Origin of the sequence: Chryseobacterium sp. MYb264, from assembly GCF_035974275.1 — a bacterium.
Lineage (GTDB): Bacteria > Bacteroidota > Bacteroidia > Flavobacteriales > Weeksellaceae > Chryseobacterium.
The window spans coordinates 2,618,870-2,633,339 of sequence record NZ_CP142422.1 but is presented as its reverse complement, the minus strand read 5'-3'; the positions used below and the strand labels follow the sequence as shown (position 1 = coordinate 2,633,339).

9 protein-coding genes are annotated in these 14,470 nt (G+C 39.6%); 2 read left to right on the top strand and 7 right to left on the bottom strand.

The annotated features are described in order from the left end of the window. Nucleotide 1 precedes the first annotated feature (1 nt). The gene (locus VUJ46_RS11240) at nucleotides 2-1,207 is read right to left on the bottom strand and encodes a pyridoxal phosphate-dependent aminotransferase (RefSeq protein ID WP_326980886.1); all 1,206 of its coding nucleotides are present in this window, start codon (nucleotides 1,205-1,207) and stop codon (nucleotides 2-4) included. Nucleotides 1,208-1,641: 434 nt separating this feature from the next. Between VUJ46_RS11240 and VUJ46_RS11235 the strand changes: the two genes are divergently transcribed. Together VUJ46_RS11235 and VUJ46_RS11230 are read left to right on the top strand one after the other, a co-directional pair. Next, on the top strand, nucleotides 1,642-3,369 hold the full coding sequence (locus VUJ46_RS11235) for a fibronectin type III domain-containing protein (protein ID WP_326980885.1): 1,728 nt from the start codon (nucleotides 1,642-1,644) through the stop codon (nucleotides 3,367-3,369). 147 nt (nucleotides 3,370-3,516) lie between these two features. Beyond that, the gene (locus VUJ46_RS11230) at nucleotides 3,517-3,972 is read left to right on the top strand and encodes a DUF1801 domain-containing protein (protein ID WP_326980884.1); all 456 of its coding nucleotides are present in this window, start codon (nucleotides 3,517-3,519) and stop codon (nucleotides 3,970-3,972) included. Nucleotides 3,973-4,015: 43 nt separating this feature from the next. On the opposite strand, the gene VUJ46_RS11225 is transcribed toward VUJ46_RS11230, so the two are convergent. The 6 genes from VUJ46_RS11225 to VUJ46_RS11200 all read right to left on the bottom strand — a co-directional run bounded on the left by VUJ46_RS11225 (nucleotide 4,016) and on the right by VUJ46_RS11200 (nucleotide 14,460). After that, nucleotides 4,016-5,278, bottom strand: a complete 1,263-nt coding sequence (locus tag VUJ46_RS11225) for a TolC family protein (protein ID WP_326980883.1) — start codon at nucleotides 5,276-5,278, stop codon at nucleotides 4,016-4,018. A 1-nt stretch (nucleotide 5,279) separates the two neighbouring features. After that, nucleotides 5,280-8,360, bottom strand: coding sequence for an efflux RND transporter permease subunit (locus tag VUJ46_RS11220; protein WP_326980882.1), 3,081 nt, complete (start codon nucleotides 8,358-8,360; stop codon nucleotides 5,280-5,282). Between the two features lie 46 nt (nucleotides 8,361-8,406). Then, complete coding sequence (locus VUJ46_RS11215) at nucleotides 8,407-9,519, bottom strand: efflux RND transporter periplasmic adaptor subunit (protein WP_326980881.1); 1,113 nt, start codon at nucleotides 9,517-9,519, stop codon at nucleotides 8,407-8,409. Beyond that, nucleotides 9,510-12,182, bottom strand: coding sequence for a magnesium-translocating P-type ATPase (gene mgtA, locus VUJ46_RS11210; RefSeq protein ID WP_326980880.1), 2,673 nt, complete (start codon nucleotides 12,180-12,182; stop codon nucleotides 9,510-9,512). Before mgtA ends, VUJ46_RS11215 begins: the two co-directional genes overlap by 10 nt. A gap of 18 nt (nucleotides 12,183-12,200) precedes the next feature. Next, nucleotides 12,201-12,896, bottom strand: coding sequence for an MgtC/SapB family protein (locus tag VUJ46_RS11205; protein WP_326980879.1), 696 nt, complete (start codon nucleotides 12,894-12,896; stop codon nucleotides 12,201-12,203). Between the two features lie 208 nt (nucleotides 12,897-13,104). After that, the gene (locus tag VUJ46_RS11200; RefSeq protein ID WP_326980878.1) at nucleotides 13,105-14,460 is read right to left on the bottom strand and encodes a HAMP domain-containing sensor histidine kinase; all 1,356 of its coding nucleotides are present in this window, start codon (nucleotides 14,458-14,460) and stop codon (nucleotides 13,105-13,107) included. Between the last annotated feature and the right edge of the window lie 10 nt (nucleotides 14,461-14,470).

Below are 14,470 nucleotides of genomic sequence, written 5' to 3'. Positions count from 1 at the left end.
ATTAAAGGTTGAATTCTAATTTATATTGTACTAAAGCATTTTTTAAAATCTCAACACTTCTTTTTAAATCCTCTTCTTTCAGAACGTAAGCAATTCTCACCTGTTTTTTACCCAACTCAGGATTGCTGTAAAACCCTCCGGCTGGAGCTACCATAATCGTTTCATTATTATGAGTGTAGCTTTCAAGCAACCATTGTGCGAATTTTTCAGTATCGTCTACCGGAAGCTCAGCAACACAGTAGAAAGCACCTTTTGGCTTAGGGCAGATAACCCCCGGAATGGCATTTAGTTCATCTACCAAAACGTTTCTTCTATGTGTATATTCTTGTCTTACTGCCCGGATGTAAGCTCCGTCATTCTGGTGTGCTGCTGTAGCAGCAATTTGTCCTAAAAGTACCGGACTTAATCTTGCCTGTGCAAAAAGCATAGCCGCATCGTGGATTTTTTTGGAACGGGTAATCAAACATCCGATTCTTACCCCGCACATAGAGTAGCGTTTTGATTCTGAATCGATAATGATGCAGTTTTCGCTTAGCTCCGGAAAAGCAAGCATTGAAATCTGCTGTTTTCCATCATATACATATTCTCTGTATACTTCGTCTGAAATAACAACGATGTCATATTTTAAAGCAATCTCTGCTAATTTCTGAAGTTCTTCACGCGTATAAAGATATCCTGTAGGATTTCCAGGGTTACAGATAACGATAGCTCTTGTTTTAGCGGTGATTTTTTTCTCAAATTCTTCAATCGGAGGAAGTGCAAAACCGGTCTCTATAGTGGAAGGGACAGCTACTACCTTAACATTGAAAGTGCTTGTGAATCCATTATAGTTCGCATAATAAGGTTCAGGAATAATGACTTCATCCCCGTCATCACATAACGTGGAAATAGCGAAGTTCAGAGCTTCAGATCCCCCGTTGGTTACAATAAAGTTGTCAGGCGTAAGATCTGTAAAATCAAGAGAGTGATAATACGTTGTTAGCGCTTTTCTGTATTCTATATTTCCTTCTGAAAGGGCATATTCCAATACTTTTAAATCAATGTTTTTTAAAGCATTCAGTGCCGTTTCCGGAGTTTCAATATCGGGTTGCCCAATATTAAGGTGATATACTTTTGTTCCTTTTTGTTTGGCCTGTATGGCGAAAGGAACCAGTTTTCTTACCGGCGATGGCGGCATGTGTTGTGCTCTGTTTGAAATATTCGGCATTGTTCAAAAATTTGTATGACAAAAATAGGATTTAATTTTACAATAATAAAATCTAAAGCAATGCATGATGTATAAAAGCGTCAATCAAATACTGCCGGGTTTCCAATCAGGTTGTAAAAGGGTAGATACTTGTGGTTTCCATAGGAAAGCTGCGCCTGCGAGGTGCGATTTTATATTTCCCGTGCGTCCTAAGATCTGTCTGGCTTCTTTTTTATTTTCTTAGTTAATAATATGTATTTAATAGATGATTGGTGAATTATTTTTTTTTAAATGAATTTTTATTAATTGTATTTTATTATTGGGTTTACTTTATTTTTATTTGTTAATTTATTTAGTTTATAATTTAATATTTATTATTATTTTTTGTTTATTTTTAGTTAAAAAAATAAACTTAATTGTTTTTAATTAAGTTTACAATGATAATACTATTTAATATGAAACAAAATTTATTTTTAGGATTTGCTAATTTTGCAGCTCTCTTTTTTGTGTCTCAGATGTCGGCACAGAACTTTCAGACAATGCCTATTCAGTCAGGCTTTACGGAGGATGTTATCGCCAATGGTACCGGATCATCCTCTGTCAGTACCTCCGCTGATGTGGATGGGGTTTCATTTGCTTTTGTAGCAAAAGGTTTTCAGGCAACATCTGCGAGTACCCCTATTACGTATGGTCTTCCGGCTGACGGACTTATTAACTCTGTCGTAACAGGTACTCCGGGACTTAATTTCCAGTTGGCAGACCTGAATGCGCCCAATTCTTTGAAATTAATTACCGCAGGACAGTCAGGGACTCTGACTTTCACAACACCCGTACCTGCATTTAGACTTTATATGCTTTCTACAAGTGGTAGTGGTACTTCTGTGGTAAATGTTCTCGTCAATTTTACTGACGGATCATCGCAGCTTTTTTCGAATCAGGAGCTGGCTGACTGGTATGGTGGGACAAATTATGCCATTCAGGGCATCGGTAGGATTAACAGAAATAATGATAACCTGGAGTCAAGCACTACAAATCCCAGACTTTATCAGGCTCAGTTGAATATGGATACGGGAAATCAGACGAAACCTATTCAAAGTGTAACGGTAAGCAAAGTGTCAGGATCCGGTATTCCAAATATTTTTGCCTTCTCTGCGGATGCTTATTCAGATTGTGCTGCTCCGACATTACAGCCTGTTGCCTCTGTCACACCGACCACCGTTCAGGTTTCATGGGTGGCTAATTCTTCAACGGTGACAAGTTATGATATTTACTACAGTACCACTAATACACCACCGGCATCAGGTGCTACGCCTTCTGTACAGGGAATATCCAATGCTGCCTATATTATCGATAATCTGAATCCCAATACCAACTATTACTATTGGGTAAGAGCCAATTGCAGCTCCTCAACAGGCCAGAGTGTATGGTCTTTCTCCGGAACATTTAAAACAGCTTGCGGGGCAGTGGCTTCATTATTTGAAAATTTCGATTCCTATGGTATAGGATCCAGCGTGCCAGACTGTTGGAACAGAATTGCGGGAACAGGTTCTCAGACCATTACATCGACAAGCCCCGCATCCGGTACCCGAAATATTTATCAATATACGGGTTCTACAGCTACACCTACCTACGTGGTACTTCCTGAATTCACTAATGTTAACTCAGGCGCCAATCAGCTGAGATTTAAAGCTAGAGTAAGCAGTGGAGCGCCGGGATCTCTTATTGTCGGTTATGTAACGGATCCTACAGATGCAGGAACATTTGTAGAGCTGCAATCGGTTTCTATTACCAATACCTCTTATGCATCCAATGCTGAATATACTGTTCAAATTCCTTCTACCTTACCTGCTAATGCAAGATTGGCAATCAGGAGTGCAAATGATGGTAAGTCTTATTATTGGGATGATATCTATTGGGAAACGTCCCAGCTGTCAACCTCAGAAGTTATTGCTGCTAAGAAAAAATTGGCAGTTCATCCTAATCCATTCAAAGAGGTGCTGTATGTCTCTGAAATTGATAAAGTAAGCTCTGTAACGATAAGTGATATTTCCGGAAGGGTCGTAAGAACAATAGATAGCCCATCCAAAGAAATTGATTTGAAATTTTTAAACTCAGGATTATATTTAGTGACCCTAAAGTTTAAAGACGGATCTCAGCTGACGACAAAAGCGATTAAGCAATAATTTTTTATAACAAATTTTTACCTGACAGTTACATGCATTGTGTAACTGTTTTTTTTATTTACATCAAATTTCTTTGAGCTGTTAAAAGTTTAAATATACTTTTAATGAGAATTTTTGTTATTTTTAGAACTATAAAACGAATACAAAATGCAAATTTTCGCAAGTTCAACAGAAGATTATATTTCAAAAATTCCTGAGGAAAGACAGGAAGCTTTTAGAAAGCTTGTTAAAGCAGTAAATGATCATTTGCCCGAAGGTTTTCAGGAAAATATCAGTTACGGAATGATTGGCTGGGCTATTCCTCTGGATCTCTATCCTGCAGGTTACCATTGCACGCCGGGTTCGCCGCTTCCTTTTATGGCCCTCGCTTCTCAGAAAAATTTTATTGCATTTTATCATATGGGAATGTATGCAAAGCCTGATCTGTTGGATTGGTTTGTTGGGGAGTATCCCAAATATTCAAAAAGAAAACTGGATATGGGGAAATCCTGTGTACGTTTTAAAAATATGGACGATATTCCCTTAGCGCTTATCGGTGAATTATGCACGAAAATGACCGTTCAGGAGTGGATCAGTATCTACGAATCTCAATATAAAAAATAAAATAAAGGTCTCTGTTACAATTCGTACAGAGACCTTTTTGTTTTTAAAAATCAATATCCCATATCCCGGATTTTCTTTCAAGATCAACCAGAGCTGTTGCATTTTCTGCGAGTACCTCACAATAGTTTTTTCTAAGCTCATTATAGGTTCTCTGGGCATTTAAAACTTCTAAAATTGAGCTCTCTCCGCGGTGGTAGCTGTATTTTATCCCCTCCAGAATATCTTTTGCCTCTTTCAGTATGCCATTGTCGAACTGCTGGATCTGTTTTTGAGTAGACTGATATTGTTGATATGCATTTCTAATTTCTATGCGGATGATATTTTCGGTTTGCCGGTATTCTAATTCGGCTTGTGAATGTTTCATATAGGCAATTTTGAGATCTGCATTTTTCCTGTTAGAAAATTTAAGAGGAATGCTCACGCCGAGTTTCACCGCATTGGAAACGGGGGAGGGTGCCACCACATTATTCGCGACAGTATTGTGTTCTGCTCCTATATTCAGCCCTAAATCAATATGTCGGTTAGCTTTTTCAAGACCGACCAGGCTTTCTGCGAGACTGATATTCTGTTGAGAGGCTAAAGCATCTGTTCGCGACAGGAGAGCCGCGGAAATAAGTTCATTAAGATCAAAACTTCTGTTTAAAAAATTCAGATTTCCTTCCGCTATTTTTTCTGAAGAATAATCCCCTGTAAATTCTGCTAAAGAAGTTATATTTTGTCTCTGCGTACTTTCCTGCTGGTGAAGCTCGTTTAATAAAGATAAAGCTTCCACCTTACTTTGCTGAGCGCTCACTTTGGAAATATCTCCCAATGCATGCCGTATGCTGTCTGACTGGGCTAGTTTACGCATATTTTCATAAGAATCTTTATGAACGTCGAGTAGGATTTTAGATTTTATAGCATCAATATAGCGTATGGCAGCTTCTGCCATAAGGTTTCTGAGATAATCCTGAAACTGTAATTTGCTGAATTCGGCTTCGTTCTTAGCATAGCTTATCCGGGCTTTTCTTTTTTTGCCGAGCTCCAACGTCCAGCTTATTCCTGCTCCCAGAGTGTAGCCTAAGTCTGCTGAAACACCGTTATTAGAGCTTTCAAGATCAATTTGCGGATCGGGAAGTATCTCTGCAGCAAGAATAGCGGCTTCTGCCATACTGATATTGTATTGCTGAGCTTTGGTGCTCAGATTTTTTTCTCTTACATGCTGAATATATTCATTAAATGTCCATGTATCCTGCGTATTGGTCTGTGCAGATATTCCTGTCATACCTAAGGAAAAATACAATATATATATTATTTTAAATTTCATCTTAATCGTTTTTATTTTGAGATCCGGATTCTGCGATATAATAAATGGCTGGAAGAACAAAAAGGGTGAGCAATGTAGAAAACAGAAGGCCATAGACGATAACGGTAGCTAAGGGACGCTGCACATCTGAGCCTATTCCTGTTGCCAGTGAAGCGGGCAGCAAACCTATAATGGCAACCGAGGCCGTCATTAATATGGGTCTGAAACGGTCTTTTGCTCCCTTTATAACGGATGCTGCAAGAGGATAGTGCTGAGTTCGGAGGGTATTAATATGCGAAACCATAATCACCCCGTTTTGAATTGAAATTCCGAAGAGAGCAATAAAGCCTACTGCGGAAGAGACATTCAAAGACATACCTCTCGCATTTAAGGCGAGCATTCCTCCGAATAATGCTAACGGAATAACCGTCATGAGAACCGAAGCCTGACGGAAGCTCTTGAAAGCACCATACAGCAGTAAAAACATAAGAACCAAAACGGCAGGTACAACAACCGCCAGTCGGGAATAAGCTCTGTTTTTGTTTTCGAACTGGCCGCCCCATTTTATACTATTCTTAGCCGCGTCATAATGCACGTTCTGAGTGATTTTTTTCTGTGCTTCATCTAAAAATGAAGTAAGATCTCTTCCCCGGATATTTAATTTTACGGTAAGATGTCGTTTGTTCATCTCTCTCGTAATCGTGCTCTCTCCTGTATTCAGCTTAATATCTGCAACCTGCGAAAGCGGGATAGGCTGCCCCTCGGCTGAGGTAAGCATGAGGTTGCTTATCTTCTCGGGAGTATTTCTGCTTATTTCAGCATACCGGCAGGAGATATCATACACTTTGTTTCCTATAAAAACCTGTGAAATAGCTTTTCCACCCAATGCTACCTCAATAAGATCTGTTACATCCGACAGATTGAGCCCATACTGAGCCACTTTATCCCTGTTGGCAATAATCTGTAACTGCGGAAGAGGAGGTTCCTGATCGATGGCGACATCTGCGGAGCCGGGTACTTTTTCCAGGGTGGAACGTATTTTTTCTGCGATATTTCGGGTTTCTTTAAAATCGTCACCATATACTTTGACCACCAGTTCGCTGTGGGCTCCGGAAATTTTATCCATTACTCCGTCGATCATAGGTTGGGAGAATCCTACGGTAAAACCGGGCATTTTCTTATAATCCTCAGAAAGTTCCCGGATAAGATCTGCCTTTGTTTTTCCCGATTTCCATTCTTTATAAGGTTTTATTCCTACAGAAACTTCAAAGTGAGAGGCCGTCCAAGGGTCTGTTCCATCATCATTTCTGCCTGCCTGCACCATCATATAAGTCACTTCAGAATGCTTCATTGTCTGACTTCGAAGGGTATCGCTCATTTCTCGGGCCTTGTCGAGCGAGATTCCGGGTGGGAGCTGAACCTGCAGCCAGATAGAACCCTCATCCAGCTCGGGTAAAAAGTCTTTACCTACCGTAAAAGACAGAATGCCTGCCCCGATGAGAATCAGCGTTACCGGAATAAAGATTTTTTTAGGAGCATCTAAAATACTTTTTATTTTTTTTGAGTATAATTCACTTAATTTTTCAAGCCGGTGATTATGATATATCTTTTGTGGTTTTCTGTAAATAATATAAGCCAACCCGGGAATCACAAGCAAGGAGACCGCTAATGCTCCTACCAGTGCGTAGCCCACGGTGAAGGCCATTGGGGTAAACAGCTTTTTTTCAACCCTTTCAAAAGCAAATAAAGGAAGATAGGCCGTGATAATAATTAATCCTGAGAAGAATATGGGTTTTGCAATTTCTGTTGCGGCCTGTATCATCGTTTTCTCTTTTAATTCTGATTTTGGAGATTCCTCTCTTTTTTTCAGGATAGTTTCCAGCATTACGATAGATCCATCCACGATAATTCCAAAATCGATCGCACCCAGAGAGAGAAGATTAGCAGGAATATCTGTAAAATACATTAAAATAAATGCAATGAGTAGAGAAAGAGGGATGGTAATGGCTACCAGAAGGGCTCCACGCCAGCTTCCCAGAAAAACAATAAGAACAATAATAACCAGAACAATCCCTTCAGTTAAGGTATGGGAGACTGTTGAAAGGGTGGTTTTTACCAAATCTGTCCTGTCCAGATACGTGTGTATTTTTACATCATCCGGAAGGAGCCCCGAGTTAAGTTCATCTATGGATTCGTGTACCTTTTGTAAAACCTGGGACGGGTTTTGTCCTTTCAATAAAAGAACAATGCCCCCAACACTTTCATTGTAATTCCGATTTCTGTCTGTAAAGCCAAGAATTCCTTTACGTTCCAGATTTCCATACTTTAAATTTCCGATATCACTAATATAAACCGGAACTCCCTGCTCTGTTTTAATCACCGTTTTTCCCAGATCGTCAAGGTTTTTTATCAGACCTATTCCCCGTACCACATAAGCAAGATCCCCTTTGGTGAGCATACTTCCGCCGGCGCTGATATTGTTTTTCTGTATCGCCTCTGCCACTTCCGCCAGCGATATTCGATATTGAGCAAGTTTTTCGGGCTCTATTTCGATCTGAAACTGGGTGGTAATCCCTCCGAAATTAGTAACATCCGCAATTCCTGCGACCTCTTTTATTTTAGGTATGATGACGAAATTTTGTAAATCTGTCAGCTGTCTCAGACTTTGGCTGTTGCTTTCAATAATATATCTGTAAATTTCCCCTGTCGGAGAGGTAAGAGGATCTAACCCTGGCTGAGCATCGTAAGGAAGAGATACCTCCATTAGTCTTTCCTGAATTCTCTGTCTTGCCCAGTAATCATCGGTTCCATCTTCAAAAACAATCGTGATCATGGAAAGTCCGAATGTGCTTTTACTTCGCATAATATGCATTCCTGGTAAACCGTTTACGGCTCTTTCCAAAGGAATGGTAATCTGCTGCTCAATTTCTTCTGCCGCCAGCCCCGGAACCTGAGTTACGATCTGGGAAGTGGTATCTGCAATATCGGGATAGGCTTCAATAGAAAGTTTTGTCCATGAGTAATATCCGAAGAGACCGAGAAATATAAACAAAGCTAAGATCAGCCATTTCTTTTGTATTGAAAGTGTTAATAACTTTTCCATTTTTTCTAAAAAATATTAAGATGTAAAAGATTCTCAATGAATAGTATTATAAAGAATCAAGTAAATAAATGCTTCCGGCAACGATTATAGAATCTCCCGGATGTAATCCCGAAACTACTTTTACGTCCTTATCGGACAGCTCTTTGGTGACGATATTCTGCCTGCGAAATTTATTTTTGCCTGTTTTTATCCATACATATTGCTCTATTCCGTCCTGCATTACCGCACGCTCAGGAATAACAATGGATTCTTCAGGGTTGGTAGCATACGTAATCGAAGCAAACATTCCGGGCTTAAGACGTTTCATGGGATTGTCACACTCGATTAAAACTCTAAGACTTTTGGTATTTTCATCGATTTGATCATTGATATGATAAACTTTTCCGGTGATCGGAGTATCCGGAAAACTGTTCACCTGAATGGAAACGGCATCTCCGGTTTTAATAAACCGGATGTCTTTTTCTTTTACTTCACCGGAAATCCATACTTTGGAGAGCTCGGCAATGGTGATCACAGGCTCGGCATCATCTTTTAAATAATGTCCGCTGACAATTTTGCTTGAAGTTACATTTCCGCTGATTGGCGAGCGTACAAGAAGATTTTTACCTGTTGTACTGTTATATACTTTTAAAGCAGATGAAAGATTGGCCAGTGAATTTTTTGCATTTTTAAATTCAGTTTCCGATTCTTCCAGGTCTTTTTGAATGCCCACTCCATGTTTTTCCAGATCTTTTTGCCGGGTAAATTTTTTTTCGGCAAGCTGAGATTCATTTAATGCCTGGGCATATTCTTTCTGAACCGATAGGTAATCTGATGAAAGAACTTCAAACAGCGGACTTCCTGCGGAGACCTTATCACCAATCTGCACGTAAGATTTAACGATTCTTCCTGAAAAAGGACTGGCGATTTCGGCATAGTTATTAGGAATTGCTTCAATAAGCCCCACAGAGCTGATGTCATGATAAGAAGGCTGCTGGATAACAGGTTTTACCTGAATTTTCTTTAAAACAGGATTGTTCTCTGAAATCACAATATGTTGTCCTTCTTTTTTTATCCATTCTGATGAGGCGGATGAGGTTTCGGCCTTATTATTACAGGAAGTTATTATAATAGAAAGAGAACTTACCAAAGCTGTTTTCAGGATTTTTTCTATAACCATTCGTTGAATTTTTTGATGTACCATGTTTTTATAATTTGTGTTAATGCACAATAGCTTAATAAAATGATGAATAAATAAGGGAAATAGCTCAGTGGCAGTGCTTCCATTTTAAAATAGGCAGCCAGAGGACTAAAAGGAAGGGCGATACCGATAAGCATAATCAGACTTGTCAGCGCCAGAACGGGAGCTGTACTCCAGCTTTGGATAAAAGGGATTTTCTTGGTTCTGATAATATGTACAATTAAGGTCTGAGAAAGAAGCCCCTCGATAAACCATCCGGTCTGGAACAGGCTCTGATGCTCTGTGCTGTTTGCTTTGAAGATAAAAAACATCACCGCGAATGTAACATAGTCAAAAACTGAGCTTATCGGGCCTATAAATAACATAAATTTCTGTAAGCTTTTGGGATCCCATTTCTTTGGATTTTTTAGAAAATCTTTATCCATAGTATCCCAAGGGATGGAAGATTGAGAAATGTCATACAGAAGATTCTGGATCAGAATCTGTAAGGGAAGCATAGGCAGAAACGGCAAAAATATACTCGCCCCGATAACACTCAGCATATTTCCAAAATTGCTGCTGGTGGTCATTTTAATATATTTAATGATATTTCCAAAAGTTCTTCGCCCATAGATAACGCCGCTTCTCAAGACCATCAGATCTTTTTCCAGAAGAATAATATCGGCACTCTCTTTGGCGATATCAGTTCCTGTATCTACAGAGATGCCCACATCGGCTTCTTTTATGGCCGCCGCATCGTTAATACCGTCTCCCATAAAACCAACACTGTGACCTTTTGATTTCAGTATTTTCACGATATGCTGCTTCTGTAGCGGACTCACTTTTGCGAAAATTGAATAGTTCTCTATTTTATCCGTAAGTTCTTTATCCGAAATATGTGAAAGCTCATCGCCAGACATAATATGAGTTACGGGAATGCCTACATCATGACAGATCTTTCTCGCCACAATCTCATTATCTCCCGTCACTACTTTTATATCAATCCCAAGTTCCTGTAAGGCTTTAATACTCGGGCCTGCACTGGGCTTTGCAGGATCGAGAAATCCTATAAATCCTGTGAGCACAAGGTCTTTTTCATCTGCTACAGAATAATTCAAAGGATGATTTTCTTTAAATTCCCGGATGGCAATTAAAAGGACACGAAGACCTTCACCATTGAGTTTATTAGAGGTTTCAATAATTTCATTTCTCATGGCTTGTCCCAGCGGAATCATCTGCTCAGGATCGATTGTCCGGCTTTCATCTGCGCTGGGATCCAGAGAATATTGGCATAAAGGAAGCATTTCTTCTACCGCGCCTTTGGTAACCATTAGATGTCTACCGGTTGGTGTACGGAGTATGACCGACATTCTGCGTCTTTCAAAGTCAAACGGGATTTCATCTATTTTTTCGTAAGATTCTTCTGTCTTCAGCAAATCGTGCATTTCGGCATGGTCTAAAACGGCTTTATCTAAAAGATTTTTTAAGCCCGTCTGATGAAAACTGTTGAGATATGCCCATTTTAGCACTCTTTCATCCTCAATTCCCTTTACATTGCGATGGGTTTCCAGCACAATTTTATCTAAAGTAAGGGTTCCCGTCTTATCTGTACACAGAATATCCATGGCGCCGATATTCTGAATCGCATTGAGTCTCTTTACGATTACTTTTTTCTTACTCATATTCAAGGCTCCTTTGGCAAGATTAGCCGTTACGATCATCGGAAGCATTTCTGGAGTAAGCCCTACAGCTACCGCAATAGAAAAAAGAAGCGCCTGAATCCAGTCTCCTTTGATGAGACCATTAATCAGGAAGATCCCCGGTGTCATTACCAGCATAAACCGAATAAGAATCATACTAACCTTGTTAATACCAATGTCAAAAGAGGTCTCTGCACGTTTCGTATTCAGGCTTCTGCTTATACTGCCGAAATAGGTCAGAGATCCTGTATTCACCACAACAGCCATTGCAGTGCCTATCACGACATTGGTTCCCATATAACAGATATTGGATAACGAAAGTGGATTTTCTTTCTGGGCGTTGGAAACCGGAAGGTTATTTTTTTCAACAGGTAAAGCTTCCCCGGTTAAAATAGCTTCACTTATGAAGATATCTTTACTTTTCAGAATCCGGCAGTCTGCAGGGACCATATCTCCTGCAGAAAGATAGAGAATATCACCCGGTACAATTTCACTGATATCTATTTCTTCACTTTCCTTAAATTTTCTTTTTATATGACAGCTTGTTTTTACCATCTTTTTTAAAGCATCTGCCGCTTTATTACTTCTGAATTCCTGAATAAACCTTAATCCGGTACTGAATAACAGCATCGTGGTAATAATGATGATGGTACTGAAATCTCTTTCCTCAGCTGGCACGATGATAACATCAATAAAAATGGAGATTACAACGATGCAGGCGAGGATATAATTGAATGGATTAAAAAATGCATACGCGAGCTGCTTCGCCCCGGAAGGACTGCTTTGTGAGGCAATCTCATTTTTACCGTATATCCGAATCCTGTCTTTCACCGTATTTTCGCTAATCCCATCATCTGAAGTCTCCAGAATGGCATATACTCTTTTATCATCTGCCGCTGAGATTTCTCTTATTTTTGAGAATGCAGCAGAATTCAGGACGTTGTCGTTCTGTTTTTTTAGCATTTTTTTAGTATTAAAAATTTATAGATCGTTTTCTGTTCCTATGATTTCCCAGCTGGCTTTAAGTATTTTATCTTCCAGAGTCAGCCTGCTTATTGTTTTTTCTATAAAACTATCCTGAGGAGAAGAAGCATAGAGTTCCGCAGAGATAATAATGTGCTCAGGATTTTCTGAATCTTCGCTCGCCAGAGATTTTAGCAGGATCTTATCGGTAGAATTAAAGGACTGCATTAATAAAGCTCTCGTATGATTTTCAATCTCGGTTTTACATTTTATGCGTATCAGGTATTCTGTGGTATTTATTCGTAAGGTCTGGCTGCCAATTTTCATACCCAAAGGCCGGAGAAAAGTGTGGGTAAGCACAATAAATCCGCTTATCACAGCGGCTTCCGGAAACAATCCCAATGCCGCTAATGCCCCCACAGATGCCGAACACCAGATGGTAGCAGCCGTATTGAGCCCGCGTACGGTAAGTCCGTCTTTCATAATCGCTCCTCCTCCTAAAAAACCGATACCGCTCACGATATAAGAAGCCACCCTTCCGGTTGCACCATCTCCGATTTTTATAGAAAGTAAAATAAATGCCGCCGAGCCCAGGCAGACGAGCGTGTTGGTGCGGAGACCTGCGCTTTTTTGATGCCATTGTCTTTCGAAACCGATAACGGCGCCTAAGATAAAGGCAATAAAAAGCCTGTTAGTAAATTCTAATGTACTCATAACTTTTCCTTTTTTTTATATGCCTTCCGGGCATACAGGAAAAGTATGCGCAGAAAATTTAATAAATGCTAAGACTGTAGGGGTCAGGATCCATTGTTTTTTTATTTGCTGCAAAATTAGACATACGTCTCCTAACCAGCTGTTAGAGAGGTTTTAGAATCATATTAGAATCCCATTAGAAAAAGTAAATGTAAAAATGACTCCGAATTTACGGCCAGAGAATCTGAAAAGAGGTGATTCCGTCCTTAGACAATACGGAAAGGCGGGCGTGATGAAGGCCAATTATTTTTTTTGTGAGATAAAGACCGATACCATGACCTTTTTTATGAGGTATTTCTTCGGTTCTGTAAAATGGTTTAAAAATATTCTGATAGTCTTTTTCCGAGATAAAAGATCCGTGATTGATAAATTCTACAGATAAAAAACCACTGATAATCCGGATAGAAACAATGCAGGAATAGTCGGGAGAATATTTGCAGGCATTGTCTATAAGGTTGGTAAAGGCCACCAGCAAAAGATAATGATTTCCCGCATAGATCAGCTTTTGTTCTTCAATAGAATCATCCAGATTAATCTGTATGCTGTACTGTGGGTTTTCTTTTAAGATCTTGGCATAGGAATCGAGTACGATTTCATCAATTCTTATGTCTTCAAAGTTTATCTCAGAAGGGTCATAGCTCGCCTTCGCCAGATTCATGAGGCTTGCGGAGAGTTTGCTGAGATTTTTAACATCATTCAGGGTATTAAGAATGATATTGCGGTATTCCTCGGTGCCGTGTGTTTTCTGAAGGGCAAGCTCGAGCTCGGCAGTCATTGTAGCCAGAGGGGTATTCAGCTCATGAGAAATATTAGAGACAAAGTTTTTTTGAGAAGAAAAAGAATTTTCGAGTCTTTCCAGCATCAGATTGAAGTTTTTGGCAAGTTCATAAAACTCATCTTTCTCGGTCTGATATTCTAACCGCAACTGAAGTTTTCCTGCGGTAATATTTTTAACGCCTTTTACCATTTCCACAGCAGGATTCAGAGCTTTTTTAGACAGAAAAAGTCCCGCAAAATAAACCAGAACCAGAATAATAATAAAGATAAAAATGCTGATGCTTAATAAATTTAATGTTGAATGGTATCCATACTGGTCATATCCGGCAGCGGTTACCGCATATTTTTTCCCCTGATATGTATAAACGGTTCCCGTTGCCTGAAGATTGTTGATAAAAAAACTAACCTGCTTTCTCTTGAAAATAGAAGCCAGCATCGCCGAGTCTTCTTTTACATAGTCCACTTTATAATCGTCGTGATAAATAAGATGGTAATCAGAATCGTAGATGGCTACCTGAACTTCAGTCAGGGTCTGAATATTACTTTTATAAAGCCGGTGCATTTCTTTTTCCGTGAGAGCGCCTTCAAAGAAAAGATTGGCCTTCGCAGTTGCTTCAGCTTTTAATTCTGAGTAAAATGAAATCTCCCTGGCCTCTTTTGAAAAGTAGTAAACAGCAATGCCATACAGGCTTACCAGTACGGCAGTCACAATGGTGAAAAGTAAAGTAAGCTTGGTTCTGGTTTTCATTATGCTATGG

What these genes read in the sequence shown, in the direction of transcription:
- mgtA (WP_326980880.1), bottom strand. Translation starts at nt 12,182, where the DNA reads ATGCTAAAAAAACAGAACGACAACGTCCTGAATTCTGCTGCATTCTCA.
- VUJ46_RS11215 (WP_326980881.1), bottom strand. Translation starts at nt 9,519, where the DNA reads ATGGTTATAGAAAAAATCCTGAAAACAGCTTTGGTAAGTTCTCTTTCT.
- VUJ46_RS11205 (WP_326980879.1), bottom strand. Translation starts at nt 12,896, where the DNA reads ATGAGTACATTAGAATTTACTAACAGGCTTTTTATTGCCTTTATCTTA.
- VUJ46_RS11230 (WP_326980884.1), top strand. Translation starts at nt 3,517, where the DNA reads ATGCAAATTTTCGCAAGTTCAACAGAAGATTATATTTCAAAAATTCCT.
- VUJ46_RS11240 (WP_326980886.1), bottom strand. Translation starts at nt 1,207, where the DNA reads ATGCCGAATATTTCAAACAGAGCACAACACATGCCGCCATCGCCGGTA.
- VUJ46_RS11225 (WP_326980883.1), bottom strand. Translation starts at nt 5,278, where the DNA reads ATGAAATTTAAAATAATATATATATTGTATTTTTCCTTAGGTATGACA.
- VUJ46_RS11235 (WP_326980885.1), top strand. Translation starts at nt 1,642, where the DNA reads ATGAAACAAAATTTATTTTTAGGATTTGCTAATTTTGCAGCTCTCTTT.
- VUJ46_RS11220 (WP_326980882.1), bottom strand. Translation starts at nt 8,360, where the DNA reads ATGGAAAAGTTATTAACACTTTCAATACAAAAGAAATGGCTGATCTTA.
- VUJ46_RS11200 (WP_326980878.1), bottom strand. Translation starts at nt 14,460, where the DNA reads ATGAAAACCAGAACCAAGCTTACTTTACTTTTCACCATTGTGACTGCC.